General features: G+C 72.2%; 30 protein-coding genes. 19 read left to right on the plus strand and 11 right to left on the minus strand.

All coding sequences use genetic code 11. The features are described from left to right. Positions 1-72: 72 nt before the first annotated feature. The gene (locus tag AB0K67_RS03340; RefSeq protein WP_364052079.1) at positions 73-1,131 is read left to right on the plus strand and encodes an LLM class flavin-dependent oxidoreductase; all 1,059 of its coding nucleotides are present in this window, start codon (positions 73-75) and stop codon (positions 1,129-1,131) included. A gap of 544 nt (positions 1,132-1,675) precedes the next feature. Further along, positions 1,676-1,879 carry a hypothetical protein gene (locus tag AB0K67_RS03345; RefSeq protein ID WP_364052082.1) on the plus strand — a complete coding sequence of 68 codons (204 nt, stop codon included), beginning with the start codon at positions 1,676-1,678 and terminating at the stop codon, positions 1,877-1,879. A gap of 15 nt (positions 1,880-1,894) precedes the next feature. Here AB0K67_RS03345 and AB0K67_RS03350 read toward each other — a convergent pair whose 3' ends face one another. From AB0K67_RS03350 to AB0K67_RS03365, 4 genes are all read right to left on the minus strand, one after another. Beyond that, positions 1,895-2,311, minus strand: a complete 417-nt coding sequence (locus AB0K67_RS03350) for a hypothetical protein (protein WP_364052085.1) — start codon at positions 2,309-2,311, stop codon at positions 1,895-1,897. Further along, positions 2,308-2,451 (minus strand): hypothetical protein, encoded by a 144-nt coding sequence (locus AB0K67_RS03355; protein ID WP_364052088.1) that lies wholly within the window; start codon positions 2,449-2,451, stop codon positions 2,308-2,310. The genes AB0K67_RS03350 and AB0K67_RS03355 overlap by 4 nt, the downstream gene beginning before the upstream one ends. A gap of 349 nt (positions 2,452-2,800) precedes the next feature. Beyond that, positions 2,801-3,031, minus strand: coding sequence for a hypothetical protein (locus tag AB0K67_RS03360; protein WP_364052091.1), 231 nt, complete (start codon positions 3,029-3,031; stop codon positions 2,801-2,803). 375 nt (positions 3,032-3,406) lie between these two features. Then, on the minus strand, positions 3,407-3,712 hold the full coding sequence (locus tag AB0K67_RS03365) for a hypothetical protein (protein ID WP_364052094.1): 306 nt from the start codon (positions 3,710-3,712) through the stop codon (positions 3,407-3,409). Between the two features lie 119 nt (positions 3,713-3,831). Here AB0K67_RS03365 and AB0K67_RS03370 point away from each other — a divergent pair, with 119 nt between their 5' ends. Then, positions 3,832-5,619: an alpha/beta fold hydrolase gene (locus AB0K67_RS03370; RefSeq protein ID WP_364052097.1), complete on the plus strand. Its 1,788-nt coding sequence runs from the start codon at positions 3,832-3,834 to the stop codon at positions 5,617-5,619. Position 5,620: 1 nt separating this feature from the next. Here the strand turns inward: AB0K67_RS03370 and AB0K67_RS03375 are convergent, their stop codons facing one another. Then, positions 5,621-6,040: a TetR family transcriptional regulator C-terminal domain-containing protein gene (locus tag AB0K67_RS03375; RefSeq protein WP_364057419.1), complete on the minus strand. Its 420-nt coding sequence runs from the start codon at positions 6,038-6,040 to the stop codon at positions 5,621-5,623. Between the two features lie 239 nt (positions 6,041-6,279). Between AB0K67_RS03375 and AB0K67_RS03380 the strand changes: the two genes are divergently transcribed. Then, positions 6,280-6,417, plus strand: coding sequence for a hypothetical protein (locus tag AB0K67_RS03380; protein ID WP_364052100.1), 138 nt, complete (start codon positions 6,280-6,282; stop codon positions 6,415-6,417). Positions 6,418-6,592: 175 nt separating this feature from the next. Here AB0K67_RS03380 and AB0K67_RS03385 read toward each other — a convergent pair whose 3' ends face one another. Beyond that, positions 6,593-8,068 (minus strand): MFS transporter, encoded by a 1,476-nt coding sequence (locus AB0K67_RS03385; RefSeq protein ID WP_364052103.1) that lies wholly within the window; start codon positions 8,066-8,068, stop codon positions 6,593-6,595. 204 nt (positions 8,069-8,272) lie between these two features. Here AB0K67_RS03385 and AB0K67_RS03390 point away from each other — a divergent pair, with 204 nt between their 5' ends. The 3 genes from AB0K67_RS03390 to AB0K67_RS03400 all read left to right on the plus strand — a co-directional run bounded on the left by AB0K67_RS03390 (position 8,273) and on the right by AB0K67_RS03400 (position 10,283). Continuing rightward, positions 8,273-8,923 (plus strand): TetR family transcriptional regulator, encoded by a 651-nt coding sequence (locus AB0K67_RS03390; protein ID WP_364057422.1) that lies wholly within the window; start codon positions 8,273-8,275, stop codon positions 8,921-8,923. Positions 8,924-9,271: 348 nt separating this feature from the next. Continuing rightward, positions 9,272-9,757 carry an Rrf2 family transcriptional regulator gene (locus tag AB0K67_RS03395; protein ID WP_364052106.1) on the plus strand — a complete coding sequence of 162 codons (486 nt, stop codon included), beginning with the start codon at positions 9,272-9,274 and terminating at the stop codon, positions 9,755-9,757. Positions 9,758-9,842: 85 nt separating this feature from the next. Further along, positions 9,843-10,283 carry a carboxymuconolactone decarboxylase family protein gene (locus AB0K67_RS03400; RefSeq protein WP_364052109.1) on the plus strand — a complete coding sequence of 147 codons (441 nt, stop codon included), beginning with the start codon at positions 9,843-9,845 and terminating at the stop codon, positions 10,281-10,283. 221 nt (positions 10,284-10,504) lie between these two features. Here AB0K67_RS03400 and AB0K67_RS03405 read toward each other — a convergent pair whose 3' ends face one another. After that, on the minus strand, positions 10,505-11,470 hold the full coding sequence (locus AB0K67_RS03405) for an AraC family transcriptional regulator (protein ID WP_364052112.1): 966 nt from the start codon (positions 11,468-11,470) through the stop codon (positions 10,505-10,507). Positions 11,471-11,530: 60 nt separating this feature from the next. Between AB0K67_RS03405 and AB0K67_RS03410 the strand changes: the two genes are divergently transcribed. The 3 genes from AB0K67_RS03410 to lepB all read left to right on the plus strand — a co-directional run bounded on the left by AB0K67_RS03410 (position 11,531) and on the right by lepB (position 13,967). Then, positions 11,531-12,436, plus strand: a complete 906-nt coding sequence (locus AB0K67_RS03410) for an SDR family NAD(P)-dependent oxidoreductase (RefSeq protein ID WP_364052115.1) — start codon at positions 11,531-11,533, stop codon at positions 12,434-12,436. 65 nt (positions 12,437-12,501) lie between these two features. After that, positions 12,502-13,353 (plus strand): erythromycin esterase family protein, encoded by an 852-nt coding sequence (locus AB0K67_RS03415; RefSeq protein ID WP_364052117.1) that lies wholly within the window; start codon positions 12,502-12,504, stop codon positions 13,351-13,353. Between the two features lie 89 nt (positions 13,354-13,442). Then, positions 13,443-13,967: a signal peptidase I gene (gene lepB / locus AB0K67_RS03420; RefSeq protein ID WP_364052119.1), complete on the plus strand. Its 525-nt coding sequence runs from the start codon at positions 13,443-13,445 to the stop codon at positions 13,965-13,967. An 8-nt stretch (positions 13,968-13,975) separates the two neighbouring features. On the opposite strand, the gene AB0K67_RS03425 is transcribed toward lepB, so the two are convergent. Then, complete coding sequence (locus AB0K67_RS03425; protein ID WP_364052121.1) at positions 13,976-14,521, minus strand: TetR/AcrR family transcriptional regulator; 546 nt, start codon at positions 14,519-14,521, stop codon at positions 13,976-13,978. 96 nt (positions 14,522-14,617) lie between these two features. On the opposite strand from AB0K67_RS03425, the gene AB0K67_RS03430 reads away from it, so the two are divergent. From AB0K67_RS03430 to AB0K67_RS03440, 3 genes are all read left to right on the plus strand, one after another. Next, positions 14,618-17,131: a molybdopterin-dependent oxidoreductase gene (locus AB0K67_RS03430; protein ID WP_364052123.1), complete on the plus strand. Its 2,514-nt coding sequence runs from the start codon at positions 14,618-14,620 to the stop codon at positions 17,129-17,131. Between the two features lie 84 nt (positions 17,132-17,215). Further along, positions 17,216-18,136: an FAD binding domain-containing protein gene (locus AB0K67_RS03435; protein ID WP_364052126.1), complete on the plus strand. Its 921-nt coding sequence runs from the start codon at positions 17,216-17,218 to the stop codon at positions 18,134-18,136. 233 nt (positions 18,137-18,369) lie between these two features. Beyond that, positions 18,370-18,492 carry a hypothetical protein gene (locus tag AB0K67_RS03440; protein ID WP_364057425.1) on the plus strand — a complete coding sequence of 41 codons (123 nt, stop codon included), beginning with the start codon at positions 18,370-18,372 and terminating at the stop codon, positions 18,490-18,492. Here the strand turns inward: AB0K67_RS03440 and AB0K67_RS03445 are convergent. The 3 genes from AB0K67_RS03445 to AB0K67_RS03455 form a co-directional block, all read right to left on the minus strand. Further along, positions 18,447-19,241, minus strand: coding sequence for a glycerophosphodiester phosphodiesterase family protein (locus AB0K67_RS03445; RefSeq protein ID WP_364052129.1), 795 nt, complete (start codon positions 19,239-19,241; stop codon positions 18,447-18,449). The genes AB0K67_RS03440 and AB0K67_RS03445 overlap by 46 nt on opposite strands. Before the next feature lie 207 nt (positions 19,242-19,448). Beyond that, the gene (locus AB0K67_RS03450; protein ID WP_364052132.1) at positions 19,449-20,069 is read right to left on the minus strand and encodes a TetR/AcrR family transcriptional regulator; all 621 of its coding nucleotides are present in this window, start codon (positions 20,067-20,069) and stop codon (positions 19,449-19,451) included. Positions 20,070-20,106: 37 nt separating this feature from the next. Beyond that, complete coding sequence (locus tag AB0K67_RS03455) at positions 20,107-20,703, minus strand: TetR/AcrR family transcriptional regulator (RefSeq protein WP_364052135.1); 597 nt, start codon at positions 20,701-20,703, stop codon at positions 20,107-20,109. Between the two features lie 94 nt (positions 20,704-20,797). On the opposite strand from AB0K67_RS03455, the gene AB0K67_RS03460 reads away from it, so the two are divergent. From AB0K67_RS03460 to AB0K67_RS03485, 6 genes are all read left to right on the plus strand, one after another. Continuing rightward, on the plus strand, positions 20,798-21,232 hold the full coding sequence (locus AB0K67_RS03460) for a nuclear transport factor 2 family protein (protein WP_364052138.1): 435 nt from the start codon (positions 20,798-20,800) through the stop codon (positions 21,230-21,232). After that, positions 21,229-22,047: an ergot alkaloid biosynthesis protein gene (locus AB0K67_RS03465; RefSeq protein ID WP_364052141.1), complete on the plus strand. Its 819-nt coding sequence runs from the start codon at positions 21,229-21,231 to the stop codon at positions 22,045-22,047. The genes AB0K67_RS03460 and AB0K67_RS03465 overlap by 4 nt, the downstream gene beginning before the upstream one ends. Before the next feature lie 86 nt (positions 22,048-22,133). Then, the gene (locus tag AB0K67_RS03470; RefSeq protein WP_364052144.1) at positions 22,134-23,633 is read left to right on the plus strand and encodes an ABC transporter substrate-binding protein; all 1,500 of its coding nucleotides are present in this window, start codon (positions 22,134-22,136) and stop codon (positions 23,631-23,633) included. Continuing rightward, positions 23,633-24,592, plus strand: coding sequence for an ABC transporter permease (locus tag AB0K67_RS03475; RefSeq protein WP_364052147.1), 960 nt, complete (start codon positions 23,633-23,635; stop codon positions 24,590-24,592). The genes AB0K67_RS03470 and AB0K67_RS03475 overlap by 1 nt, the downstream gene beginning before the upstream one ends. Then, positions 24,589-25,383, plus strand: a complete 795-nt coding sequence (locus AB0K67_RS03480) for an ABC transporter permease (protein ID WP_364052150.1) — start codon at positions 24,589-24,591, stop codon at positions 25,381-25,383. Before AB0K67_RS03475 ends, AB0K67_RS03480 begins: the two co-directional genes overlap by 4 nt. Next, positions 25,380-26,174 carry an ABC transporter ATP-binding protein gene (locus AB0K67_RS03485; RefSeq protein WP_364052153.1) on the plus strand — a complete coding sequence of 265 codons (795 nt, stop codon included), beginning with the start codon at positions 25,380-25,382 and terminating at the stop codon, positions 26,172-26,174. Before AB0K67_RS03480 ends, AB0K67_RS03485 begins: the two co-directional genes overlap by 4 nt. Positions 26,175-26,177 lie beyond the last annotated feature (3 nt).

Genomic DNA, 26,177 nt, shown 5'->3' on the forward strand with positions numbered 1-26,177 from the left:
GCATCCATATTTTATGCTTTTCCTACCCGAACACTGGGTTATTGTCGCCGACCGGAACAGGAAGACGCACCGATGAGCTCCGAGTTCCTCTGGTACATCCCGAACCAGAACGACCCAGGCCACCGCGGCGACGACGTCGTGGAGGGCCACAACAGCCTGGAGACCCTCACCAGTCATGCCCTGGCGCTGGAGAAGCACGGCTGGGAGGGGGCGCTCATCGGCACCGGCTGGGGGCGTCCCGACACCTTCACCGTCGCCACGGCGCTGGCCGCGCGCACGACGACGTTCCGGCCGCTGATCGCCGTGCGGCCCGGCTACTGGCATCCCGCCAAGTTCGCCTCCGCCGCCGCCACCCTCGACCACCTGACCGGCGGGCGGGTGCTCGTCAACATCGTCTCCGGCAAGGACAACCTCGCCGCCTACGGCGACAGCGAGGGCGACCAGGCCCAGCGCTACGCCCGTACCAGGGAGTTCCTGCAGATCGTGCGGCGGCTGTGGACCGAGGAGGACGTCACCTTCCACGGCGAGCACTTCCAGGTCACCGGCTCCACCGTGCGGCCGCGCCCGGTCGTCAGGGGCGAGCGCCGCCATCCGAGGCTCTACTTCGGCGGCGCGTCCGAGGCGGCCGAGCGGGTGGCCGCGACGGACGCCGACGTGCAGCTCTTCTGGGGCGAGCCGCTAGACGGGATCGCCGAGCGCATCGACCGCCTCAAGACGCTCAGCGAACGGCTCGGCAGGGAACTGCCGCCGCTGGAGTTCGGGCTGCGGGTGACCACGTTCGTCCGCGACACCACCGAGCAGGCGTGGGCCGACGCCGAGGCCAAGGTCGCCAAGATGTCGCAGGACGGCACCTTCCGCGACCCCAACCGGCACACCGCCGTCGGCCAGCAGCGCCTGCTCGGCCTGGCCGCCCGTGGCGAGGTGCTCGACGACAACCTCTACACCGCGCCCGGCAAGTACGGCGGCGGCGGAGCCGGCACCACGTGGCTGGTGGGCTCGCCTGAGGACGTCGCCAAGTCGCTGCGCCGCTACCAGGCGCTCGGCATCACGCACTTCATCCTGTCCGACACGCCGTACCTGCCGGAGATCAAGCGCCAGGGCGAACAGCTCCTGCCCCTGCTCCGCGCCTGACCCCGCCCCCTTCTGTGCTTTCACGTGCCCGGCGGGCTTCTCCTTGGTCCGCCGGGCTCTTTCTCCGCCGGCCGGCACCTTGTTTCTTCGCCGGCCGGCACCTTGTGGTTGCACCGCCCCCGACTTCCCAGCCCGCGACCGCGAGGCGGTGTCCGGCTCATGAGGAGGCTGCTCGTCCTGGTGGCGGCGCTGGCGCTGACCGCCTGCGGGCAGGCGCCTGCCGGCCCCGAGCCTCGGGAGCGGGGTTTCTCGTCACGGTGGAGAACTGCGGCCGTACGCTCACCTTCGGCCGCCCGCCGTCCAAGGCGGTGACCGGCTACCACCCGCCGCTGGAGACGCTGCTCGCGCTCGGGCTGGGTGACCGGGCGCACGTACGTCGGGGAGAGCGCGTTCCTGCCGGGCCAGAAGGAGCAGTACGACAAGATCCCGCAGATCTCCGGCACGACCATGCTGCCGCAGAGGGAGGTCATGCTCACCCAGGGCGCGGACTTCGTCCTGGACAACAGCGTGGCGGAGCTTCGACGCCGCCGGCGGCTACGCGACCGTGGAGGAGCTGGACGCGGCCGGCAGCCCCGTCTACATCCTGGGCGGCCGGTGCGGCCCCGAGGAGGTGCCGCAGTTCAGCATCGACGACACGCTCACCGGCCTGCGCTGCGAGGTGCTCACCGCCGAGCCGATCGCGCAGGTGTACGGAGTTCGCGCGACGCGCCGCACCCAGCTCGTCGTCGACCGCCTCGAGGACGACTGAGACCCCTGCCGGTCATCACAAACGGATGAGGTCGGCGACCTCCTCGGACAGGCCCGGCGAGGTCATGACATGGCCCATCCCGGGCACGACGTGCAGGACCGCGCCGGGAATCGCGGCCGCCAGCGCCTCACCGTGGGCCAGGGGATAGAGCGGATCCCGGTCGCCGTGCACGATCGAAGTCGGCGCGCTGATCGACGACAGCGGGGCGTCCAGGGAGGGATCGTCCAGCCACACGGCCCGGTGATGGCTGGCCGCCGCGCCCGGATCGACGGCCCGCGACAGGGCCAGCTCCAGCATCGCCCGGGCGGCCGGCTCACCCGCCAGTGCCCGCTTCATCGCCGGCCTCGGATCGTGCCCCATCGGCGAGCTGGACATGATGGTCAACGACCGCGCCCGGTCCGGCGCATGCGCCCCGAGCCACTGGGCGATCATGCCGCCCAGCGAGGTGCCCGCCACGTGCGCGGCGCCGACCCCATCACCATCAGCACGGCGGGATCATCGGGATCTCCGGTCCGTTCGGTCCATGACCGCACCGGCCCGGAGTCCACGAACCGCTCCTGCGCGTTCAGCATGGAGGCACGCTAGCGGCCGCCTGCCGCCGGGCTCCAACCCTTATCGGATTCGAGGTGCGAGCGCCGGCCTCGGCAATCCGCCGGGCCGGCACGTGGCCCTGCAGGCCGGCAGGACCACGCGGCCGAGCTGGGCGCCATCCCCGCGAACCCCGCGAAAGTCGAGGTGCATCCGCGGGTGCCGCAACAGCCCCGACCCGACACCGAGGCGGTCACAGCCGACGCGCTGATCGACCTCGTCGCCGGCGGGGCGGTGGCCCGCCGCCTGCGCCGGCTTCAGGCCGAGGCGCGGGCGGAAGGAGGCTCCCGGCGGAGCGCCGACCGCGGCGAAGAGCCGCCGAACCGCGGTGAGTCAGTCGGTGGGTTCGGCGTCAGGGCGGATCTCTTCGTCGTCGGTCGCCGCCTCGCGCCGTTCGTCCTCGACCTTCTGCTCGAGGTCGGGCGGTGGATCGATGGGCTCGGCCGGGATGGGGCGGCGGCTGGCTCTCAGCTCTACGCCGGCCCGCTTGGCGATCGTGTCGCTCTCCCCGTTCACCTTGCCGACGGCCGGGGGCAAGGAGGTGCCTTCGTCCTGTTGTGTCATGCCCGGGCCCCTGCCCGGGAACGGGGTCGCCACTCCACACAGCGATCGCACAAAACGGACATATGCATAGATTTGGGGCGATGTGGGTAGGTTGCGAGCAGGGATCGATTGCCCACCCCGCAAGGAGTGCTCCGGCTGTGGGGAAGCAGCCGGAGCACTCCTTGCCTCGGCTCACCAGGCCACGGCGAACGTCCCTCCGCCTACGAGCCGGCGGGTCTCATGCGGGAGTGCGTCGCCAAGGATCGGTTGGCGGCGATGTCGGTGCCGGTGGAAGCGGCCGATGAGGGTGAGGGCGGAGCCGACGCTCTCCGGGTCCTCCACGCGTTCGTCACCGTGCGTGTCATCGTCGCTGATCGTGAAGCGCAGCCCCGTCCATCAGGTGATCCAAAGCGTGCGGTTCGCCCCCGCGCCGCCCGCCGGTTGCCGGGCGAGAACGGGTCGAAGGAGACGATCACGCGCCCATCGCGGGCGTCGTCGCTCCTGCGTGGGCGGCTGGACGACGTGGACGCCGGCCACGCTCAATCGCTCGTACTCGGCTTCGATGTCATCGGCCTCGAACAGCACGTAGCCGGGCACGCCGGAGGGCGTCTCGGGCCATTGCGGATCGGCCTTCATCAGCACCGGGCGGGTGCCGCCGCCGGGAGGCGCGACCTCCAGCCATCGGTTCTCGCCGTAGGGCATGTCCCCAGCGTCGCACGGCACTACGACGACGACGGAACAAATTCGTCCGAAGATCCTACGATTCTATTGTCGGTGCCGGGTGATATGCCGGAGGATGTCAGTGCTTGAAGGAGGCATCGATGGCTGAGTCCCGTACCGCGATTCTCGACGGCTTGCGCATGCACTACCTCATCGAGGGCGACGGCCCGCTGCTGGTGCTGCTGCACGGATGGCCGCAGACCAGCCACTGCTGGCATCGGATCATGCCGGAGCTGGCGAAGCGGTTCACCGTCGTCGCGCCCGACCTGCGCGGCTACGGCCTGACCGACAAGCCCACCAGCGGTTACGACAAGCGCACGATGGCCGCCGACGTCCGCGCGCTCGTACGTTCGCTCGGCCACACGAGGGTGACCCTGGTGGGCCACGACCGCGGCGCGCGGGTCGCGCACCGCTACGCGCTCGACCACCCCGACGAGGTGGAGCGCCTGGTGGTCATGGACATCGTGCCCACCAGGGAGATGTGGGCCCGTTTCGACATGAAGACCGGCGTGGCGCGCGGCACCTGGCACTGGACGTTCCATCTGCAGCCCGACCTGCCGGAGCGGCTGGCGGGTCACGACGTGCGCGGCTACCTGGACTACTTCTTCGACAAGTGGACGGTGCACCGGGCCGGGCTCGACGTCGAGGAGTACGTCAGGGCGTTCGAGCGGCCGGGCGCGCTGCGGGCGGGCTTCGACGACTACCGCGCCTCGTTCCCCGACGACGCCGAGCACGACGAGGCCGACTGGCGGGCGGGCCGGCGGCTGGAGATGCCGGTGCTGGCGCTGTGGGGTTCGGCGGGCCTGCTGAGCACGCTGCCGGTGCTCGACATCTGGCGGAAGTACGCGCGTGACGTGCGCGGCACGGTGATCCCCGAGTGCGGGCACTTCCTGGCCGAGGAGCGTCCCGATGTGGTGCTCGCGCACCTGCGCGACTTCTTCGACGGCGCGGCGGAGCCGCCGCGGCCCGAGGAGCGGCCGGTCCGCGCGGACGTGACGCTCGGCGAGATTCAGATCCGCGACCCGTTCCTGCTCAGCGTGGGCTCCACCTACTGGCTGTACGGCAGCACGGACCCCGACATCTGGTCGGGCCCCGGCGTGGGCTTCGACACCTACCGCAGCGAGGACCTGCGCACCTGGGAGGGGCCGTTCCCGGCGTTCCGTCCGCCCGCGAAGTTCTGGAGCAAGGGCCAGTTCTGGGCGCCGGAGGTCCACCCGTACAGCGGCCGCTACTACATGTTCGCCACGTTCACCGCGCCCGACGGCTACCGGGGCACGCAGGTGCTGGTGGCCGACACGCCGGAGGGGCCGTTCCAGCCGTGGAGCGACGGCGCGGTGACCCCGCGCAAGTGGCAGTGCCTCGACGGCACGCTGTTCGTGGACGAGGCGGGCGATCCCTGGATCGTCTACTGCCAGGAGTGGCAGCAGGTGCACGACGGCGCGATGTGGGCGCAGCGGCTCAGCGCCGACCTGCGCGAGACGGCCGGCACGCCGGTGTTCCTGTTCAACGCCTCCGACGCGCCCTGGGTCAGGCCGCTCGACCGTCCGTCCACGCGTGATGCGAAGCTGCCGTCGTACGTCACGGACGGCCCGTTCCTGTTCCGGCTGTCCAGCGGCCACCTGCTCATGCTGTGGTCCAGCTACGGCGATAAGGGTTATGCGATGGGCATCGCCCACTCCGAGAGCGGCCTGGTGACCGGGCCGTGGACGCAGGAGGAGCGGCCGCTGTGGGCGGAGGACGGCGGCCACGGCATGATCGTGCGGCTGCGTGACGGCTCGCTCGCCCTCACCCTGCACCAGCCGAACGATTCACCGAACGAGCGGGCGGTCATCCGTCCGCTGGTCGAGCACGAGTCGACGGTCACGCTGGCCGAGCCGTCCGGCGCCTGAGTCACACCGCGCCGCGCGACGGCTGAGTCACACCGCCCGGCCCGGCACGGCCTCGAGCAGCGCGCGCAGCAGCTCGCGCGCCGCCGGGGCCGAGCCGGTGCGGGGTGTTCACGAGCTGCGCGGCCAGCCCGTCCACGAACGTGTGCAGCACGCCCGCCCACAGCTCGACCTGCGGGTGGGGGTGCGGGCGGAGCGCCGCGTCGGGGTCGCGTACCGGCTCCTGGCCGCGCAGCACGGCGACGCACTGGCGGCACAGCGCCCGCTGGTCGTTCCAGACCGGGGAGCCGTCCTGCGAGGGGCGACGGCGCTCCCAGGCGACGACGGCCGACCACAGCGCGTACTCCTCTCGCCGGTCGTCGTCCAGCGGCAGCAGCTCCTCCAGCAGCGAGACAGTTACCTCATCCCCCGGCGGGACGGGCAGCGCGCCGCTGAGGCCAGGTCCTTCACCGCGGGCACGATGCTGCTGCTGGGCTCGGGACGTGGCTGTTCGAGTTCGCCACGGCGGTGCCGTACTTCGCCGCGATCGGCCTCATGACCTCGGCGGGGCTGGCCGCGGCGGAATGGCTGCCGCTGCTCGGGGCGTACGTGGTGATCATGGTGCTGCCCGGCATCCTGCCCTAAGCCGCCTGGACCGCGCTGGGCGAGCGGACGCGCGGGCGGTTGGAGCGGTGGCGGGCCAGGCTGTCGTCCGGCTCGCGCACCACGGTCAGTTGGATGGTCTGGATCGCCGGCATCTTCCTCGTCGTGGACGCCGCGAGCGTGCTGTTCCCCGAGACGGTCGGCGTTCCGTGGCGCTGACGGGCACCCGTACGGCCGAGACGTCCGGCTCCGCACTCACCGTCGCGCCGGGCTCAGCGCGGCGCCCTGACGGAGGTGGCGATGCTCCACGGGTCGTTCCTCGCGACCTTCACCTGGGCGGTCGTGCCGTTGACCGCTTGACGCCTACCTTCCGGCACGTTGCCCGAACGGATCGTCACCTTCCCGATGGGGCGGGCGCGGCGTGCCGATGCGACCCGCCGTGCGCAGCCGGCGCGGCGGCCCCGGTACGGCGCGGCAAGAAGAACGCGATCAGGAACGCCAGCAGCGCCGCGCCGCCGCCGATCGCCAGCACCACGCGGAACCCGTCGTCCGACGGCAGCTCGGCGGGCCCGAACCTGATCGTCATCCCGGCCAGGACGGCTCCGGCCACGGCGCTGGAGACCGAGGTGCCGATGGCGCGCATGAGCGTGTTGAGGCTGTTGGCCGCGGCCGTCTCGGTGACCGGCACGGCGGCCATCACCAGGGCGGGCATGGACGCGTACGAGAAGCCGATGCCGGCGCCGATGACGACGGAGACCAGCACGAGGTGCCACACCTCGGACATGAGCACGATGTCGAGCCCGTAGCCGCCGGCCACGATGAGCGCGCCGATCATCAGCGTCAGCTTGGGGCCGCGCGCGGCCGTCACGCGGGCCGCGATGGGCGAGAGCAGCAGCATGACCAGGCCAGACGGCGCCATCACCAGGCCGGCCACCAGCATCGACCGGCCGAGCCCGTAGCCGGTGGCCTCGGGCAGCTGCAGGATCTGCGGCAGCACCAGCGACATCGCGAACATCGAGAAGCCGAGCATGATGGAGGCGAGGTTCGTCAGCAGCACCTGGCGGCGCGCGGTGGTGCGCAGGTCCACCATCGGCTCGCGGGTGCGCAGCTCCCACCACCCCCACAGCAGCAGCACCACGACCGCCCCGGCGAACAGGCCGATCGTCAGCGCGTCCGTCCACCCCCAGTCGGCCCCCTTGGAGATGGCCAGCAGCAGGGCCACCAGGGCGGCCGACAGCCCGATGGCGCCGACCAGGTCGAAGCGGCCGCCGCTGCGGACCGCCGATTCCGGCACGAGCGCCACCACCAGCACGAACGCGACGGTGCCCAGCCCTGCGGCGGTCCAGAACAGCACGTGCCAGTCGAAATTCTCAGCGAGCAGCGCGGCGGCGGGCAGGCCGAGCGCGCCACCCACGCCGAGCGAGGAGCTCATGGACGCGATCGCCGAGCCGAGCCGCTCGGGCGGCAGCTCGTCGCGCATGATGCTGATGCCGAGCGGGATGACGCCCGAGGCGAGGCCCTGCAGCGCGCGTCCGGCGATCATGGGGGTCAGCGCGTCGCTCAGCCCGCAGATGACCGAGCCCGCGACCAGCATGAAGAGGCTCACCAGCAGCATGCGGCGCTTGCCGTACATGTCGCCGAGCCGTCCCATCACCGGCGTGGCCGCGGCGCTGGCCAGCAGCGTCGCGGTGACCGCCCAGGCGGCGTCGGCCGCGGAGGCGCCGAGCAGCGTGGGCAGCTCGGGCACCAGCGGGATCACCAGGGTCTGCATCAGCGACACCGCGATCCCGCTGAAGGCGAGCACCACGACGAACGTGGACGCCCGCGGCGGACCGGCCGCGTGGGCGGCGCGGGGGGACGGGTTGGTCATGCGGAGGCCTCCGGTTGTGGGAGTGGGACGGCAGCGCGGAGCAACGAGTTAAATCAAGCGCTTGAGTTAAAATTAGCAGGATCGATGTTTCCGGCTCGTTGCGACTCTGGTAACCGGAGCCGAATTTGGCGAAGCCGCCTGCGGCTGCAATCATGGCGCCGGACGTCGGGCGCAGGGCAGGCGAGCAGTTCCGGTGCGGTGATGATGATGAGCAGGACCATCCGGGCCGAGCGCGTCGGCGTGACCCGCGAGCAGATCCTCACGGCGGCCGAGCGGCTGTTCGCCGAGTACGGCGTGTGCGCCGCGTCCAACCGGCGCATCAGCGAGGCCGCAGGGCAGGGTAACACCGCGGCCGTCGGCTACCACTTCGGCGGTAAGGCCGACCTCGTCAGGGCGATCGTGCGCCGGCACGCCGTGCCCATCGAGGAGCTGCGCGCCCGCATGGTGGCCGCCGCCGAGGGGTCGGACGACGTACGCGACTGGGTCTCGTGCATGGTGCGGCCCGTCACCGAGCACCTCGCCGCGCTCGGCTCCCCCACCTGGTACGCGCGCTTCCTCGCCCAGGTGGGCACCGACCCGGCGCTGTGCGAGATCCTCGACGAGGAGAATCGCACGTCGCCGTCTCTGCGCCGGGCCGTCGACGGGTTCACCCACTGCCTGCCCGAGCTGCCCGCCGCCGTCCAGGCCGAGCGGGGCACGATGATGCGCCAGCTCATCCTGCACACCTGCGCGGAGCGCGAACGCGCCCTGGCGCGGGGCGCGGCCACGCCACGGGCGAGCTGGCACGACGCCGCGACCGGCCTCATCGACGCCCTAGTGGGCCTCTGGCTGGCACCGGTCACCCACCCCTCCTGACCTCGCTCCGGTCACCCACCCCTCCTGACCTCGCGCCGATCATCCACCCCTGTGACCTCGTGGCCGAGAAGGCACGCACCACGGCCACATCCTGCACGCGGTCCGCACTCAGGCCCGTCCCGGCCAACGCGCCCACCAAACCGGAGGAGCAGAGCGCGCAGCCCAGGCCCCGGCCCGCCCGACCACCCCCAGCCGTTCCGACCGGCGGAACGCGCCATCACCCGCGCCACCACCGCGCTCAGGCCGCACCCACTCACCGCGCCTCCGGCCGGCGGCGGCGGGTGCGCAGTGCCGACGCGACGCGCGCGGGTTGCGGACCCTCATCCTGGAGGTCTAATATCCAGATTCATGAGGATGAGCGAAGGCGTGGAGTGGGCGATGCACAGTTGCCTGAACCTCGCCTGGCTCGACTCCGACGAGGCGATGACCGCGGCGCGGCTGGCGGCGTTCTACGACCTGCCGCCGGCGTACCTGAACAAGCAGCTTCAGGCGCTGGCACGGGCCGGCATCCTCACCTCGACGCCGGGACCGCGCGGCGGGTTCCGGCTGGCCCGGCCGCTCGAGCAGATCACCCTGCTCGACGTGGTCACGGCGATCGAGGGTCCGGGGGATGCGTTCCGTTGCGAGCAGGTGCTGCGCAAGGGCCCCGAGGGGCGGGACGACGTCGACTACCGCAAGTCGTGCTTCATCTCGCAGGCGATGCGGCAGGCCGAGCTGGCCTGGCGCAAGGAGCTGGCGGGCCAAACCTTGGCCGACATCAAGGCGAAGGTGGAGCGCGCCTCCCCCGGCACGCCCAGGGCCACGCGCGAGTGGTTCGCCCGCCGCAGGTCCTGACGGTGAGCGGCCCCGCCGAGCCCTTTCGCTTCGCCAAATTCTGGATATCAAATACCCAAATTATCGACAAAGGAGTGACGACATCATGCGCATGGACGTCAAGCGCCCCGCCGCCGAAGGGCTGAAGGGCATGTACGCGGTGGAGGCGTACCTCAACGCGGGCCCGGTGCCCCGCACCACGCTCGACCTGCTGCGACTGCGGGTCAGCCAGATCAACGGCTGCGCCTTCTGCGTGGACATGCACTCCAAGGAGGCCAAGGAGGCGGGCGTGCCCGAGCGGAAGCTGCACGCGCTGGCCGCGTGGCGGGACGCGCCGTTCTTCTCCGAAGAGGAGCGGGCCGCGCTGGCGCTCGCCGAGGCGGCGACCCGGCTGGCCGACAACCCGGAGGGCGTGCCGGACGACGTGTGGGACGCCGCGGCCGACGTGTACGACGAGGAGCAGCTGGCCGTGCTGGTGATGGCGACCGCCCAGATCAACGCGTGGAACCGGCTGAACGTCACCGTCCGCAACGCCCCCGCGGCCTGATGACCGGGCGGCGCCCCTGGGGACCGCTTCGCCCCCGGGCGCGCCGCCCCCGACCCCGGCGTGCCCGCGCAGGTGATACCGGCGAGCCCTGGTCTGCGCAGAGCCGGCCGGCTTCGAGGCCATGCCGCGCGCCGAGCGCAACATGATCTGCCGGGGTGATCCTCGGCCCCATGCGCGAGGGGTGTTCCCCGAACGGGAGGCGATCTTGCGTTCCTCGTGGTCTACCCGCCGCCGACCGGCTCTCCGTCGGCGGAGCGGCCGGCGACTCCGGCGGCCCTGCGGTAGTCGCGCGGGGCGAGGCCCGTCACGCGTTTGAAGGCGTTGCTGAGCGCGCTGACCGAGGCGTAACCGACCTCGCGGGCGATGGACTCCATCGTGGCCCCGCCGTGGCGCAGCCGTCCGGCGGCCAGCTCGATGCGCCATCCGGTGAGGTACTCCAGCGGTCCTCGCCCGACGACCCGCTTGAACCGGGCGGCGAGCGTCGAGCGGGACACCGCGCTGACGCCGGCCAGCTCCGACACCGTCCAGGCGTGGGCGGGGCGCGCGTGCATGGCGCGCAGGGCCGGTGCCACGACGGGGTCGGCGAGACCGGCCAGCCAGCCGGAGGTCCCGCCCGGCGTGGCGGCGAGGTGCAGGCGCAGCAGGTGGATGAGCATGACGAGCGCGAGGTGCTCGGTGACCAGGGCGGTGGCGGGCTGCGGGTCGCGCAGCTCGGCGGCGATGAGCTCGAGCGCCCAGCGTACGGTGGTGGCCTGCGCCGTACGCCCGGGCACGTGGATCACCGGCGGCAGCACGTCGAACAGCAGCTCCCTGGCCCGCTCGCCGAAGTCGAACCGGCCGCCCATCAGCTCCACGTCGTCGCCGTCGCCCGCGCGCGCCAGATCGCTCCCCGCCGCTTTGAAGACCGGCGCCGCCGGTACAGGCGCCACATCAGGCCCGCCGGCCAGTGTGAAGGCGCGCGGCTGGACGAGCAGGAAGCAGTCGCCCTCGCGCAGCTCGATCGGCCCGGGCACGCCGTCCACGGTGAGCAGGCAGTGGCCGCGCCGTACGGCGTTGAACTTGACCCCCTGTGGAGGGTCGAACGCGAGCGCCCACCGGCCGCCGGCCACCAGCCCGGTGGACAGGCGGCTGGTGGTGCCGACGAGCGTCAGCACGTCTTCGAGCGGGTCGGCCGGTCGGACTGTCACGCAACAATCCTGGACGTTTGAGGCTTCTGCGTCCAATCGGAGCTTCCTAGGGTTGCTCGCATGACACGTATCAGCACCCCTTTCACCGCCAGGAGCACCGCCGCCGAAGTACTCGAAGGCGTCGATCTGACCGGCCGGCGGATGATCGTGACCGGCGGGGCGTCCGGGATCGGGCTGGAGACCGTACGCGCTCTGCGGGGTGCCGGGGCGGACGTCACGGTCGCCACCCGCAACCCGGCCGCCGGCGAGCGGCGGCTCGATCTGAGCGATCTCGGCTCCGTACGCGCGTTCGCCGCCTCCTGGAGCGGCCCGCTGCACGTGATCGTCGCGAACGCCGGTGTCATGGCGCTGCCCACCCGCCAGGTCGCGGCGAACGGCTGGGAGCTGCAGCTCGCCACGAACTTCCTCGGCCACTTCGCGCTGGTCACGGCCCTGCACGAGAATCTGCGGCAGGCCGGAGACGCGCGGGTGGTCGTGGTCGGCTCAGGCGCGCAGCTGCGGGAGCCGTTCGACTTCGACGATCCGCATTTCGAGCGGCGCCCGTACGACCCGTGGGCGGCGTACGCGCAGTCGAAGACGGCCGGGGTGCTGCTCGCGGTCGGCGCGGCGCGGCGCTGGGCGGGTGACGGCATCACCGCCAACGCCCTCGAACCCGGCTACATCCACACGAACCTGCAGCGGCACGTGGACGCGGCGACGATGCGGGCGATGGGCGCGATGGACGAGCAGGGCCGCCTGTTGACCCCCGCCTGCTTCAAGACGCCGGAGCAGGGGGCCGCCACCTCGGTGCTGCTCGCCGGGTCTCCGCTGGTGAAGGGCGTGACCGGCCGGTACTTCTCCGGCAACCAGGAGGCCGCGGTGGTCCGGGGCGGGCCCGAGGTGATGACGGGCGTGGCGTCGTGGTCGGTGGACCCGGACGCGGCGGACCGGCTCTGGGCGTACGCGCACGAGGCGATCACCGCATGAAGGTCTCAACAGATGGTTCAACGATACCGTCGAATCCCGCGCACGGCGTCGATGCCGCCGCCCTCATGAGCCTGCTGCCGTCCCGGCCGCGCCTGCTCGCCGTGGGCGAGCCCACCCACGGCGACGAGACCCTGCTCGCGCTCCGCAACGAGCTGTTCGTGCGGCTCGTCGAGCAGCAGGGGTACCGGTGCGTCGCGATCGAGAGCGACTGTTTGAAGGGTCTGGTGGTGGACGACCACGTCACCACGGGCGCGGGCGACCTGGACGAGGTCATGGAGCGCGGCTTCAGCCACGGGGCGGGGGCGTGGCGGGGCAACCGGGAGCTGGTGCGGTGGCTGCGGGCGTACAACGCGGGGCGGCCGGCCGCCGAGCGGGTGCGCTTCGCGGGCTTCGACGCACCGCTGGAGATGACCGGCGCGGGGAGCCCCCGGCAGGCGCTCACCGCCCTTCACGCGTACCTGGCCGCGCACATGGACACCGGCGTGCGCGCGGACGTCCTCGATCGGCTGCTGGGGCCCGACGAGCGGTGGGCGAACGGCGGCGCGATGCTGGACCCCTCGCGGTCGATCGGCCGCTCGGACGCGGCGGGGCGGCTGCGGCTGCTGGCCGACGACCTGGCCGCGCTGCTCGGCGCGCACGCGCCGGAGCTGGTCGCGGCGACCTCGCGGGAGGCGTGGGAGCGGGCCTGCCTGTACGCCCGTACCGCCATCGGCCTGCTGCGCTACCACGCCCGCATGGCCGACACCGCACCCGGCCGGGCCGACGCGATGATGGGCCTGCGTGATGCGATGATGGCCGCCAACCTGCTCGCCCTCGCAGAACGCGGCCCGACGCTCGTCCACGCCCACAACCGGCACCTGCAGCGGCACCGCAGCACGGTGCTGCTGGGCGGGCTGCGCTCGGCCCCGCCGACCTGACCGGCAGCGACGCCCTCTGCTACGTCAGGGACCTGCCACCGGGCTGAGCGCGGATCGCGGCCGGGCGTCCGGTCCGACAGAATGCCGTGGTGATTCCTACACGTTTACGCGCTCTGTCCCTCGCGCTGCTCCTTCTGCCGGTCTCCGGCTGCGGGCTCGTCGAGGTGGCTCGCGGCGGTTTCACCGTCAGCATCTCGAGCGAGTCCATGGAGCCGACGCTCAAGAAGGGCGCGCACCTGTCCGTCCGTCCGATCGGCGACCGTGTTCCCCGTACCGGGGACATCGTGGTCTTCCGCACGCCCGAAGGCTGGACGGGCACCACCGCGGGCGCGGAGCGCGTCGGGCGGGTCATCGGCATCCCGGAGAGCACGGTGACATGCTGCGACGCCGATGGCCGGCTGGAGCTGAACGGCCAGCCGCTGGATGAGCCCTACATCGCACGGCCGCCCGCCTCCGACGTGACGTTCGACGTCCGGGTGCCGCCCGGCCGGCTCTGGATCATGAACGACAACCGCCACGTCGCCCTGGACTCCCGCGCCCACCAGGGCGCCCCCGGCAACGGGACCATCGAGGTCACCGACGTCGTCGGGGTGATCGATACATCCCGCCGGTAGCGAGGGGGTCAGGGGCGGGCTGCGCGGCTGACCATCACGTCGATGATGTCGTCGGCGCCGATCCCCTTGTGCGCGAAGTCACCCACGGTGACCAGCTCGGCCACGCCGTGCGCGCTGGCCAGCAGGGCCGCGAGCGCGGCCTTGTCGCGACGGCCTCCGCCGGCGATGTCGACGCTCAGCGCGGACATGATCTCGTCGATGGCCTGCTCCACTTCGGGATGCCGCCCGGCGACGAACATCGAGGAGAACACCAGCCGGTATTCCTCGGGGTGCTCCACGGCGTACTCGACGTAGCTGCGGTAGAAGGCGCGCAGCCGCTCCTCCTGGCCGCTCTGCGGGAGCACGGCGGCGGCGATGTGGGCGGCGATGTCGGTCATGACGCGGGCGGCGACCGCCGCGAGCAGCGCCTTCTTGTCGGCGAAGTGACGGTAGGGGGCCATGCGCGACAACCCGGCCAGCTCGCCGACCGCGCGCAACGTCACGCCTTCGAGCCCCTGCTCGCGCAGCAACGTCAGCGCGCTCTCTATCAGCCGGGACCTGGTGCCGTCGATCATGGCATCACTCTCTCACGACCTTCTGTGTTGACAATGTCAGCATAGTTGTTGACACTGTCCACATATCCCGATGTTGACAGCGTCAGCAGGAGAGCTATGAAGATCACGGTGAACGGCGAGCCGCACGAGGTGGCCGCCGGACGCGACGACCCCGTGGTGGACGTCCTGCGCGACGGCCTGGGCCTGACCGGGACCAAGGCGGTCTGCCGTACGGGCGTGTGCGGAGCGTGCACGATCGCGGTCGACGGCACCCCGCAGGCCGCCTGCCTGCTGCCGGCCGCGGCGGTGGAGGGACGCGCCCTGACCACCGCGGAAGGGCTCGACCATCCGGTCCAGCGGGCCTTCGCCGCCCACGACGGCCTGCAGTGCGGATACTGCACGCCCGGCTTCGTGGTGGAGGCCGCCGCTTTCGTGGACGCCTGGCGGGCCGGGCACGGCGACGTCGAGCCGCCCAGAGAGGAGATCGCCGCCGCCCTGGCCGGTCACCTGTGCCGTTGCGGCGCGTACGGACGTATCTACGAGGCGGTCGCGGCCGCCTGCCGGGGCGAGCACGACGACGGCGAGGTCACGCCCGCCAGGGTCGAGGCCATGGAGAAGATCACCGGACGCGCCCGCTACACGACGGACGTCCGGCTGGACGGCATGCTCGAAGGGGTGATCATCCGTTCGGCGCGGGCGCACGCGCGGGTCACCTCGGTGGAGGTGGACGGCTCCCCCGTGGTGGATCTGCTGCCGGAGGACCGGATCGTCCGTTACGCCGGGCAGCCGATCGCCGCCGTCGCCGCCGCGACCCGCGGGGAGGCCGAGGCGATCGCCGCGAGCGCGCGGATCGGGTACGAGCCGTTCCCCGCCGCGTTCGGCGACGGCCCGGACGCCCCGCCCGTTTACGACGAGCGGAGCAGGAAGAACGCCCCCAGCTCCAGCGAGGGCATGACGCTGCCCGCCTCCTGGGACGGCAACGTGCGCGGGCCGTTCAGCGGGGCGAGCAAGCGAGGCCGCAAGGCGGCCGAGCTGATCGACGCGGCCCGGAGACGCGGCGATCCGCTGCTGGTGACGGGCACGTTCAGCACCGCCGTGCAGGTGCACACGCCGCTGGAGCCGCACGCCTGCCTGGCCAGGTGGGACGAGCGCGGCGACCTTCACCTGCACCTGTCCACCCAGACGGTGGCCATCGCCGCCGAGCAGGCCGCCAGGCGCTGGAAGCTCGACCCGGGCCGGGTGCAGGTCGTCGCCGAGCACGTGGGCGGCGGTTTCGGCGCCAAGTCCGGGATCACCGTGGAGGCGGTCGCGGCGGTCGAGCTTGCGCGGGCCTGCGGCGCGCCCGTACGCGTCGTGTTCAGCCGCGCGGAAGAGCTGACCGACGCCGGCAGCCGGCCGGGCAGCACCACGAACATCGCGCTGCTGGCCGGCCGGGACGGGGAGCTCGCCGCGCTCGCGATGGACGTGCGCAGCCGGGGCGGCGTCGCCGTCGGAGGGATGTCGGCGGCGCTGGCCCGCTTCGTGTACGGCACCGCGCCCCGGCGGCTGCGCGACTACGACGTGGTCACCAACGAGCCGCCCGGCACGCCGTTCAGGGGGCCCGGTGCCCCGCCGATGCTGTGGGCGCTGGAGCAGGCCGTGGACGAGATGGCGCACCGCCTCGACGTCGACCCGATCGTGCTGCGCCGCCGCTGGGACGGCAACCCCAAGCGGCACGCGCTCTACGAGCGGGCTCTGGCGCTGCCCGTCTGGCGCGACCGGCCGCGCAGCGGGTCGCAGACGGGACGGTTCCGGCGCGGCGTCGGCGTGGCCATGGCCAGCTGGATCTACGCGATCACCCCGGCGACCCAGGTCGAGCTGGAGGTCGTGGGCGATGTGGTCGTGGCCCGCACCGCCACCCAGGACATCGGTACGGGCGTGCGCAGCGTCATCGCCGGCGTCCTGCAGGAGGAGCTGGGGCTGCCCGCCGAGCGGATCCAGGTCGAGATCGGCCGCTCCTCCGCACCTCCCGGCCCGCCCGCGCTGGGCAGCCGCAGCACCACCTCGGTGGCCCCGGCCGCCCGCGACGCCGCCCGCCGCCTGCTCGCGCAGGGTCTCAAGCCCGGCACCGAGGTCGTCGGCAAGCGGCGGCGCGACCGCGGCGGCTACGTGACGCCGTTCCCGATGAACGGCATGGCGCTCGGCCGCGGGTTCAGCGGCGCGGTGCACGTCACCGAGGTCGAGGTGGACACCAGGTTCGGCACGATCAGGCCGCTCAGCGTCTGGGGCGGCATCACCGCAGGGCGCATCTACGCCGAGAAGCCGGCGCGCAACCAGTGCGAGGGCGGCATCATCCAGGGCATCGGGTACGCCCTGTACGAAGAACGCCTCATCGACCCCGTCACCGGCACCGTCCTCACCTCGAATCTGGAGGACTACCGCATCCCCGGCATCGGCGACGTACCGGAGATCACCTTGCACTTCCATCAGGAGGGGTGGGACCACGTCAACGGCGGCGGCGTGGGGCTCGGCGAGGTCTCCACGGTCGGGGTGGCCGCCTCGGTGGCCAACGCCGTGTACAACGCGACGGGCTGGCGGCCCCGCGACCTTCCGATCCGCCCCGACCGCGTCCTCGAGGGCCTCTCCCCGTGACCACTTCGGCCACTCCTCGAAAGACTCCCGGGCGACCGCCGCCTCGAAGAACTCCTCCGCTCCGCATCTCGAAGGGAACAGACGTTGACCGTCTCCACCGATCTTCTCCAGGCCGCCCGGCACGGCGTGCCGCGCGCGGGCGGCACCGACCTGATGAGCCGGCGCGTGGCCGGTCCGTTCGTGGACCTGGCCGGGCTGCGCGACGCTCCCGAAATATCGGGCATCACCTGGCAGCCGGACGGCTCCGCCCGCATCGGCGTCCTCACCACCGTCGCCGAGGTGGCCCGCGACGAACGGCTGCGTGCGGCGTACCCGGCGCTGGCGCTGACCGCGCGCGGGCTGGCCACCCCGCAGATCCGAGCGGTGGCCACCGTCGGCGGCAACCTGCTCCAGCGCAACCGCTGCTCGTACTACCGCAACCCCGCCTTCACCTGCCACCAGGACGGCGGCGACTCCTGCCCGGCCCGTGCGGGCCAGAGCATGTACACCGCCGTCATCGACACCGGCCCCTGCCTGGCACCCCATCCGTCGTCCCTGGCCATGGCGCTGCTGGCGTACGACGCGGTCGTGGAGGTGCACGGCAGGGACCCGTTCCCGATCGCCGAGCTGTACGGCGACGGGTCCGACCCGACCCGCGACCACCTCCTCGGCCCCGGCGAGCTGCTCACCTCCGTGCATCTGCCGCCGCCGGTGGCCGGGGAGCGCGCCGCGTACCGTCGCGCCATCGCACGGTCTGAGGCCGAGTGGCCGCTGGCGGAGGCGACCGCCCGCCTGGTCACGGAGGGGTCGAGGATCACCGCCGCCGCCGTTGCCGTCGGCGGCGTCGCGCGGGTGCCGCTGCGGCTCGGCGAGGTCGAGGACGCGGTGCTGGCCGGGCAGCCCTTCGAGACCGCCGCCGGGCTCGCCGCCGCCCGCTGCACCCCCGCCGCCCGCAACGGCTACAAGGTCACCCTGCTCACCGCGACCATCCTGGAGGTCCTCGAACGCGCCGCGACCCCCAGCTGATCCCCGCCCCCGCCTCGCTGCCTTCACGGCACGGGTGGTCCGGAGGCGCACCGGTGGTCGGCGGCGGGATCTCCGAGCGCACGCACGCACGCGCTGCCGGGCCGGAGCACCCGTAACACAGGCGGGGCGCCCGTGGCGCCGGAGACCGCAGTCGGCGACGGGGTCTCCGGCGCTACGGGCGCGCGGCCGTGTCGCTAAGCGCCGCGTCGTTGAACGGCGTGTCGCTGAACGCCGTGTCGCTGGGCGGCGCGTCGTTGAGCGACGTGTCGCTGGGCGGCGCGTCGTTGAGCGACGTGTCGTTGAGCACTGGTCAGGTGCACTTGCCCTGGAGCCAGGCGCGGTACTCCTTCGTGTAGTTCGTCATCACGCTCTTCGGCGCCTGGGCCAGCACCTCCGTCCAGCGGGCGGTGTTGCCGGTCCAGGACGGCGGCGGTTCCTCCCAGCCGACGCTGTCGGTCCAGCGGGCCTGGGAGCCCTTGAGCAGGCCGGGGTGGCGCTTGGCGAGCTCGGACTGGATCCAGGAGTCGTTCGAGTAGACGAGGATGCGCATCGACGCCTGGCGCTCCTTGATCGGGTCGGAGACCTCCTTCCACGCCTGCGCCCCGTACGTCGGGTCGGACAGCACGGGCCGGGCCTCGGGCTTGATCTCCAGCAGCGCGATCATGCCCCGCGACTTCACATGGTCCAGCCACTGCCGCAGCGTGTGCACCTTCTGTCCCTTGTAGGGCCCGCGCGAGATGCTGCGGTCGCGCAGGTTGTCGCTGCCGGCCGCCCACCACAGGTCGGTGATGTTCTTCCTGGTGCCGGTCAGGCCGTTGGTCGTGGTGTTGTGCCACATGACGGCCTTGGTGCCCTGCCTGGTGACCTGGACGTCCCCCTCCACCCCGTCGGCGCCCCACGCCTTCTGGTCGTCGATGCCGCGGGCGTGGTTGGGCTGGCGGATCTGGTCACGGTCCCATGGGTTCGGCCCGGTGGGGTAGCCGCCGTGGCCGAAGACCTCGGGACAGGCGACGGCGGCCGGCCGGGCGTGCGCCGCAGGTGCTGCGAGCGTCGTGCCGAGCGCGGCCAGCGTGGTCAGTAACGCCGCCTTCTTCATGATCGTCATGCGTGCTGACTCCCTAGCGTCGGGGATGATCGGCACGGGCAGGCTAAGCATCGAACCGCTAAATGATCAAGCATTGGCGGCGACCAGGCCGAAGCAGGCGTGCCGCGCCGCCACGCTCCTCGTCCGGACCCTTGAAGGGTGGGCGGCTCGGGCTCGCCGGTTTGGTGATGACCGGTTCGAAGGGGGCGGGCGGAGCGCCGCCCGGCCTCACCCAGAACCCCGAGCCGAAGCGCTGCCGTCGCCCGCAGGCCCTTCCACGGTGCCGCCGCCGATCAGGACGCCGTTCAGCAGGGCGTTCAGGTAGCGGGAAGCGACGCCCGGATCGCCGGGGTGCGGGGTGTGGTTGACCGCGTACGCGATCCCGCAGATCAGCACGAGCAGGTCGAGCGCGTCGATGCCGGGCCGCATGACGCCATCGGAGACGGCGCGGGCCAGCAGGTCGCGAAGCAGCCCGGCCAGCTCGTCCCGCAGCTCGCGAGTGCGCTCGGTGGTGGGCGCCGGGCCGAGCGCCTCGGCGGCGAACGCCTTGTCCTCGAGGTACGCGGTGAGCCCGTGCTCCAGGATCTCCCGCAGGGCGGCGCGGACGTCGGGCGCGGCGGTGGCCTGCCTGACCTCCTCGATCAGCTCCTCGAACCGCTGCTCGGCGAGCGCGGCGAGCAGCGCCTCGGGGGTCGGGAAGTGCCGGTAGACGGTGCCCACGCCGACGTCGGCCTCCCGGGCGACGGCGTTGAGCTGCAGGGTGGCGCCCGCGTCGAGCATGGCCCTGGCCGTCTGCAGGATCTGCCGGCGGTTGCGTGCGGCGTCTTTCCTCAGCGGTGCGGCGGGCATGTGCCCCACCCTACAACCGGATATGTCATCCGCGACCTCAAGAGGACGTGGCCCGCAGGGCGCGCAGCAGCGTGTCGGTGAGGTCGTCGAGGTAGGTGGGGCCCGCCTCGGCGGCGCGTACCACGAACCGCCAGTAGACCGGGGCGGCGATCAGGTCGAGCGCGAGCTCGATGTCGGTGTCCTGCGGCAGCTCGCCGCGCGCGATCGCGCGCCGGAAGATCTCGGCCGTACGCTCCCGCTTCGGCTCCCCCACCAGCAGCCCCACGACCTCGCCCAGCTCGGGGTTGCAGACCATCTCGGCCACGAGGTCGGGCAGGACGCGCGCGAAGCGCGGGTGGGTGAGCCACCCGGTCACGGACTCCAGGGAGGCGCGCAGGTCGCCGCGGAGCGTGCCGGTGTCGGGCACGTCGAGCGTGGCGATGAAGTGGTCGCAGATCACCGCCATGGCCATCTCCTGCTTGGACTTCCAGCGGCGATACAGCGCGCTCTTGCCCACGCCGGCCCGTTTGGCGACCCCCTCCATCGAGAGCCTGGCGTAGCCGTGCTCGGCCAGCTCGTCCAGCACGGCCTCGGTGATGGCCTCGGTGACCTGGGGCTGCAGCACGGCTGCGCCGGTGGGAGTGCGGCGGCTCATGGCACGCAGTCTAGCGATTGGACGATACGGGACCGTTCCGTCTATGGTGGACGTCGGGACGGTACCGTACCGTCGCGACGTAGAGAGGATTGCCATGGAAGCCACTGAGCTGGTCGAGCGCGGCATCGCCCTGCTGCTCGCCAAGGACATGTCGGGCTTCGCGGGCCTGTGGGCCGAGGACGGCGTGATCGAGTTCCCGTTCGCACCTCCCGGGTACCCGCGCAAAGTGGAGGGACGCGAGGCGATCAGGGAGTACCTGCGCGACTATCCCGAGAAGTACGACGTGCGGGAGGTCGTCCGTAAGGTGATCCACCGGACCGAGAACCCCGAGGTGGTGGTCGTGGAGCTGGAGGTGGCCGGAATCGTGCCGCGCAGCGGGGAGCCGTACCGGATGGAGTACGTCGCGATCATCACCGTGCGGGACGGCGAGATCCGCCACTACCGCGACTACTGGAACCCGCTGCAGGCCGCCCGGGCGATGGGCGGGCTCGAGGCGCTGACGAAGGCGTTCGCCGGAGGTGCGGCATGAGCGAGGTGCTGGTGATCGGGGCGACCGGCACGACCGGTTCGCGGGTGACGGCCTTCCTGCGCGAACGCGGCGTGCCGGCGCGGCCCGCAAGCCGCAAGGCCGACCGGCCGGGCTTCGTGCGCTTCGACTGGACGGAGCCGGAGACTTACGCGCCCGCGCTGTCCGGCGCGCGCGCCGTCTACGTCCTGCCGCCCATCGGGGTGACCGAGCCGGCCCCGCTGGTGGAGCCGTTCCTGCATGAGGCGGTACGCCAGGGCGTGCGGCGCGCGGTGCTGCTCGGCACGTCGGCGCGCCCCGAGCGCACGCCCGGGGCCGTGGCGCTGTACGAGCTGGTCCGTACGGTGATGCCGGAGTGGGCCGTGCTGCGGCCCTCGTGGTTCATGCAGAACTTCACCGGCCAGGCGCTCGCGCTGCGCCTCCGCGACGGCGAGCTGATCTCCGCGACCGGCGCGGGCCGGGTGGCGTTCGTGGACGCGGGCGACATCGCGGCCGTGGCCGGGCACGCGCTGACCGACCCGGAGCCGCACAACACCGAGCACGTGATCACCGGCCCGGAGGCGCTCGGCTACGACGACGTGGCCGCGCTGCTCACCGAGCTGGGCGCGGGCCCGCTGCGGCACCGCCCGGTCACCGAGGACGAGCTCGCCGCGCACTTCGCCGCCCACGGCATGCCGCGGGACTTCGCGGCCATGCTGGCCGCGCTGGACACCGACATCAGCCTCGGCACCGAGGACCGCGTCACCGACACGGTGCAGCGCGTCACCGGCCGCCCGCCGCGCAGCTTCCGCGCCTTCGCCGCCGCCGAGCTGCGCTGATCACGGGGGTCAAAGCCGCACCGAATCAGGCAAGGAGGTATATTCCGCTAAACCTACTAATTTGGTAAGCAATGGTGGAGTTTACGTTGAACAGGAAGTTCGCCGGCGTCGCGGTCGCACTGGCCCTCGCACTCGCCGCGTGCGGCTCCGGCCCGGAGGACGCGTCGCCCAGCGGCGCCCCGGCCGCGCCGGCCACGATCGAGATCGGTTCCCTCTATGAGCCGCAGAACCTCGACAATACCGCCGGCGGCGGCCAGGGGATCACCGAGGCGTTCAACGGCAACGTCTACGAGGGCCTGTTCCGGCTGACCGACGAGGGCAAGGTGGAGCCGCTGCTGGCCGAGAGCCACACGGTCTCCGACGACGGCCTGACCTACACGTTCACGCTGCGCAAGGGCGTGACGTTCCACTCGGGCAAGGCGCTGACCGCGGACGACGTCAAGCGCAGCATCGAGCGGGTGACGGCCGAGGACTCCCAGTCGGCCCGCAAGAGCAACCTCGAGGTCATCAAGTCGGTCGAGGCGCCCGACGAGAGCACGGTCGTGGTGAAGCTGAAGCACCGCTCGATCTCGCTGATCTACAACCTGAGCTACGTGTGGGTGGTCAACGCCGACGCCAAGGACCTGGCGACAAGCGCGGACGGCACGGGGCCGTACAAGCTGGGGTCGTGGAAGCGCGGCTCGACGCTCAGCCTCGAGCCGTTCCCCGGCTACTGGGGCCCCAAGCCGGCCAACGGCGGCGTGGTGTTCCACTACTTCACCGACGCATCGGCGCTCAACAACGCGCTGCTGACCGGCGCCGTGGACGTGGTGACCAGCCAGCAGAGCCCCGACGCGCTCTCGCAGTTCGACAACAACCCCGACTACAAGGTCAGCGAGGGCAAGTCGACGACGAAGCTGCTGCTCGCGTTCAACGACCGCAAGGCGCCGTTCGACAAGCCGCAGGTGCGCAAGGCGGTCGCGGCGGCCATCGACGACGCCAAGCTGCTGGAGTCGGTGTGGGCCGGGCACGGCACGCTGATCGGCTCGATGGTGCCGCCGACCGACCCCTGGTACGAGGACCTCACCTCGCTCGACACCTACGACGTCGAGGCGGCCAAGCGCGAGCTGGCCGCCGCCGGGTACGCCAAGGGCTTCCGCTTCACGCTGGACACGCCCAACTACGACCCCCACCCGACGGCCGCCACGTTCATCAAGAGCGAGCTGGCCAAGGTCGGCATCACCGTGGACATCAACGTGATCACCGCCGACGAGTGGTACACGAAGGTGTACAAGAACCACGACTTCGCCGCCACCCTGCAGGAGCACGTCAACGACCGTGACGTGGTCTGGTACGGCAACCCCGACTTCTACTGGGGTTACGACAACCCGCAGGTCTCCACGTGGATCGAGGAGGCCGAGCGGGCGCGTACCGAGGCCGAGCAGACCGAGCTGCTGAAGAAGGCCAACAGGAAGATCGCCGAGGACGCCGCGAGCGAATGGCTCTACCTGTACCCGCAGATCGTGGTGGCCTCGTCCGACCTGTCGGGCTACCCGGTCAACGGCCTGAACTCGCAGTTCTACGCCTACGGGATCAAGAAGGGCTGATGGGGCGCTACCTGCTGCGCCGTACCGCGTTCCTGCTGGCCTCCTTGCTGCTCGCCGCGTCGCTGCTGTTCGTGCTGCTGCGGTTGCTGCCGGGCGATCCGGCCAACGCGCTGCTGCCGATGGGCGCGACGCCCGAGCAGATCGCGGCGGCCCGCCACGAGGTCGGCTCGGACCTGCCGCTGCCGCAGCAGTACGCGGCCTGGCTCGGCGATCTGGCCCGGCTCGACCTCGGCACCTCCTACATCAGCAAGCTGCCGGTCGGCGAGGAGATCGCCGGCCGGCTGGCCGTCACGGTGCCGCTGACGCTGCTGTCGTTCGCGCTTGCGGTGCTGGTGGCGCTGCCGGTCGGGTTCCTGGCCGCGTACCGGGCGCACCGCTGGTACGGCGCGCTGCTCAGCGGCCTGTCCCAGCTCGGCATCGCGGTGCCGGTGTTCTGGATCGGGATGCTGCTGGTGACGGTGTTCGCACTGAAGCTGCGGCTGCTGCCCGCGGGCGGCTTCCCCCGGCAGGACTGGGCCGAGCCGGGCCGCGCGCTGACCTCGCTGACGCTGCCGGTCGTGACGATCGCGCTGGTGATGTCGGCCTCGTTGATCCGGTACGTACGTTCGGCCACGCTCGACGTGCTGACCGCCGACTACCTGCGCACGGCGCGGGCCATGGGCGAGTCGTTCGCCGGCGCCATGTGGCGGCACGGCCTGCGCAACGCCTCGGTGCCGGTCATCTCGATCCTCGGCATCGAGCTTGCGACCACGTTCCTCGGCGCGGTGGTGGTGGAGAGCGTGTTCGCGCTGCCCGGGCTCGGCACCATGCTGGTCAAGGGCATCGCCGAGCACGACTATCCGGTGATCCAGGGCGTGCTGGCGGTCAGCACGCTCGCGGTGCTGGTGATCGGGTTCGCCGCCGACGTGGTGCAGCGGCTGGTGGACCCGCGGCTGCGGACCAGGCTGGGGCGCTCATGAAGTCTTTCGTGACGGGCTGCGTGCTGGTCGGTTTCGTGGTGCTCGTGGCGGCGGTGTCGCTGGTGTGGCTGCCGTACGATCCGGCCGACACCTCGGGCGGGCGGCTGGCGCCGCCGGGCGGCGAGCACCTGCTGGGCACCGACAAGCTGGGCCGCGACCTGCTCACCCAGCTCATGATCGGCGCGCGCATCGCGCTCGCGGCCGGCGCCGGATCGGTGCTGCTCGGCGGGCTGCTCGGGGTGGCGGCGGGCCTCGCGGCCGGGTTCGCCACCCGCTGGCTCGACGACGCGCTCGCCGCCGTGCTGGACGCGCTCATCGCGTTCCCGACGCTGCTGCTGGCCATGCTGGTGGTGGCGGTACGCGAGGCGTCGCTGGGCTCGGCGATCCTGGCCATCGGGCTGGCCATGTCGGCGGTGGTGGCCAGGCTGACGCGGGTGCTGGTCAAGCGGGTGCTGGCGCAGGACTACATCACCGCGGCCCGCACCTCGGGCAGCTCGTGGCCGCGGATCATCGCCGAGCACGTGCTGCCGAACATCTGGCCGACGCTCATGGTCAACCTGGCGCTGCAGCTCGGCCTCGCGGTGCTGGCCGAGGCGTCGCTGTCGTACCTGGGGCTCGGCCCGCCGCCGCCGAACGCCTCGTGGGGCCGGCTGCTGCAGGAGGCGCAGGCGACGGTGCTGACCGCGCCGGTCGGTGCCGTCGCGCCGGGCGTGCTGCTCGTCGTGCTGGTCATCGGGACGAACCTGGTCGCCGACGGGCTGCGCGACCTCAGCGGAGGGAGGTCACGGTGAGCGAGCTGCTGTCGGTGGAGAATCTGTCGGTACGCCGCTCCGACGGCCACGAGCTGATCCACGGCCTGTCGTTCGGCCTCGCCCCCGGCGAGCGGCTCGGCCTGATCGGCGAGTCCGGCTCCGGCAAGTCGCTGACCGCCCTCGCCGTACTCGGCCTGCTGCCGCCCGGCCTGACCGCGCACGGCAGCGTGCTGCTGTCGGGCACGCAGGTCGTCGGCGCGCCCGGCAGGCGGCTCGACCGGCTGCGCGGCCGGGCCGCCTCGGTCGTCTTCCAGGAGCCGCTGACCGCGCTCGACCCGCTCATGCGCATCGGCAGGCAGGTCGCCGGGCCGATCCGGCGGCGGCGCGGGCTGCGCGGCGCGGCGCTGCGCTCGGCGGTCCTGGCCGCGCTGGAGGAGGTGGCGCTGCCGGAACGCGTCGCGCGGGCGTACCCGCACGAGATCTCCGGCGGGCAGCGGCAGCGGGCGGCGATCGCGATGGCGCTGGCCTGCGAGCCCGCGCTGCTGATCGCCGACGAGCCGACCACGGCGCTGGACGTCACCGTGCAGGCCGAGGTGCTGGCGCTGCTGGACCGGCTGATCGCGGCCAGGGACATGGCGCTGCTGTTCATCGGGCACGACCTGGCGGTGGTCGCGGGCGTGGCGGACCGGCTGATCGTGCTGAAGGAGGGCTCCGCGGTGGAGTCGGGAAGGACGCGGGACATCGTGCGCGAGCCACGCCACCCCTACACGCGGTCCCTGGTGGACAGCGCCAGGGAGCTGGAGGCCGAGCTGGATCGGATGGCGCCGTGACGA

It is taken from the genome of Nonomuraea sp. NPDC052634, from assembly GCF_040678535.1.
Taxonomy (GTDB): domain Bacteria; phylum Actinomycetota; class Actinomycetes; order Streptosporangiales; family Streptosporangiaceae; genus Nonomuraea; species Nonomuraea fastidiosa.

Coding starts and splice junctions, on each gene's coding strand:
- AB0K67_RS03350 (WP_364052085.1), bottom strand. CDS start 2,311: ATGATCGCCCAGTGGCTCGGGGCGCATGCGCCGGACCGGGCGCGGTCG.
- AB0K67_RS03385 (WP_364052103.1), bottom strand. CDS start 8,068: ATGACCAACCCGTCCCCCCGCGCCGCCCACGCGGCCGGTCCGCCGCGG.
- AB0K67_RS03360 (WP_364052091.1), bottom strand. CDS start 3,031: ATGACACAACAGGACGAAGGCACCTCCTTGCCCCCGGCCGTCGGCAAG.
- AB0K67_RS03480 (WP_364052150.1), top strand. CDS start 24,589: ATGAAGTCTTTCGTGACGGGCTGCGTGCTGGTCGGTTTCGTGGTGCTC.
- AB0K67_RS03455 (WP_364052135.1), bottom strand. CDS start 20,703: ATGAGCCGCCGCACTCCCACCGGCGCAGCCGTGCTGCAGCCCCAGGTC.
- AB0K67_RS03340 (WP_364052079.1), top strand. CDS start 73: ATGAGCTCCGAGTTCCTCTGGTACATCCCGAACCAGAACGACCCAGGC.
- AB0K67_RS03410 (WP_364052115.1), top strand. CDS start 11,531: ATGACACGTATCAGCACCCCTTTCACCGCCAGGAGCACCGCCGCCGAA.
- AB0K67_RS03355 (WP_364052088.1), bottom strand. CDS start 2,451: ATGCTGAACGCGCAGGAGCGGTTCGTGGACTCCGGGCCGGTGCGGTCA.
- AB0K67_RS03400 (WP_364052109.1), top strand. CDS start 9,843: ATGCGCATGGACGTCAAGCGCCCCGCCGCCGAAGGGCTGAAGGGCATG.
- AB0K67_RS03430 (WP_364052123.1), top strand. CDS start 14,618: ATGAAGATCACGGTGAACGGCGAGCCGCACGAGGTGGCCGCCGGACGC.
- AB0K67_RS03370 (WP_364052097.1), top strand. CDS start 3,832: ATGGCTGAGTCCCGTACCGCGATTCTCGACGGCTTGCGCATGCACTAC.
- AB0K67_RS03415 (WP_364052117.1), top strand. CDS start 12,502: ATGAGCCTGCTGCCGTCCCGGCCGCGCCTGCTCGCCGTGGGCGAGCCC.
- AB0K67_RS03465 (WP_364052141.1), top strand. CDS start 21,229: ATGAGCGAGGTGCTGGTGATCGGGGCGACCGGCACGACCGGTTCGCGG.
- AB0K67_RS03365 (WP_364052094.1), bottom strand. CDS start 3,712: ATGCCCTACGGCGAGAACCGATGGCTGGAGGTCGCGCCTCCCGGCGGC.
- AB0K67_RS03390 (WP_364057422.1), top strand. CDS start 8,273: ATGATGAGCAGGACCATCCGGGCCGAGCGCGTCGGCGTGACCCGCGAG.
- AB0K67_RS03445 (WP_364052129.1), bottom strand. CDS start 19,241: ATGACGATCATGAAGAAGGCGGCGTTACTGACCACGCTGGCCGCGCTC.
- AB0K67_RS03460 (WP_364052138.1), top strand. CDS start 20,798: ATGGAAGCCACTGAGCTGGTCGAGCGCGGCATCGCCCTGCTGCTCGCC.
- AB0K67_RS03425 (WP_364052121.1), bottom strand. CDS start 14,521: ATGATCGACGGCACCAGGTCCCGGCTGATAGAGAGCGCGCTGACGTTG.
- AB0K67_RS03395 (WP_364052106.1), top strand. CDS start 9,272: ATGAGGATGAGCGAAGGCGTGGAGTGGGCGATGCACAGTTGCCTGAAC.
- AB0K67_RS03475 (WP_364052147.1), top strand. CDS start 23,633: ATGGGGCGCTACCTGCTGCGCCGTACCGCGTTCCTGCTGGCCTCCTTG.
- AB0K67_RS03450 (WP_364052132.1), bottom strand. CDS start 20,069: ATGCCCGCCGCACCGCTGAGGAAAGACGCCGCACGCAACCGCCGGCAG.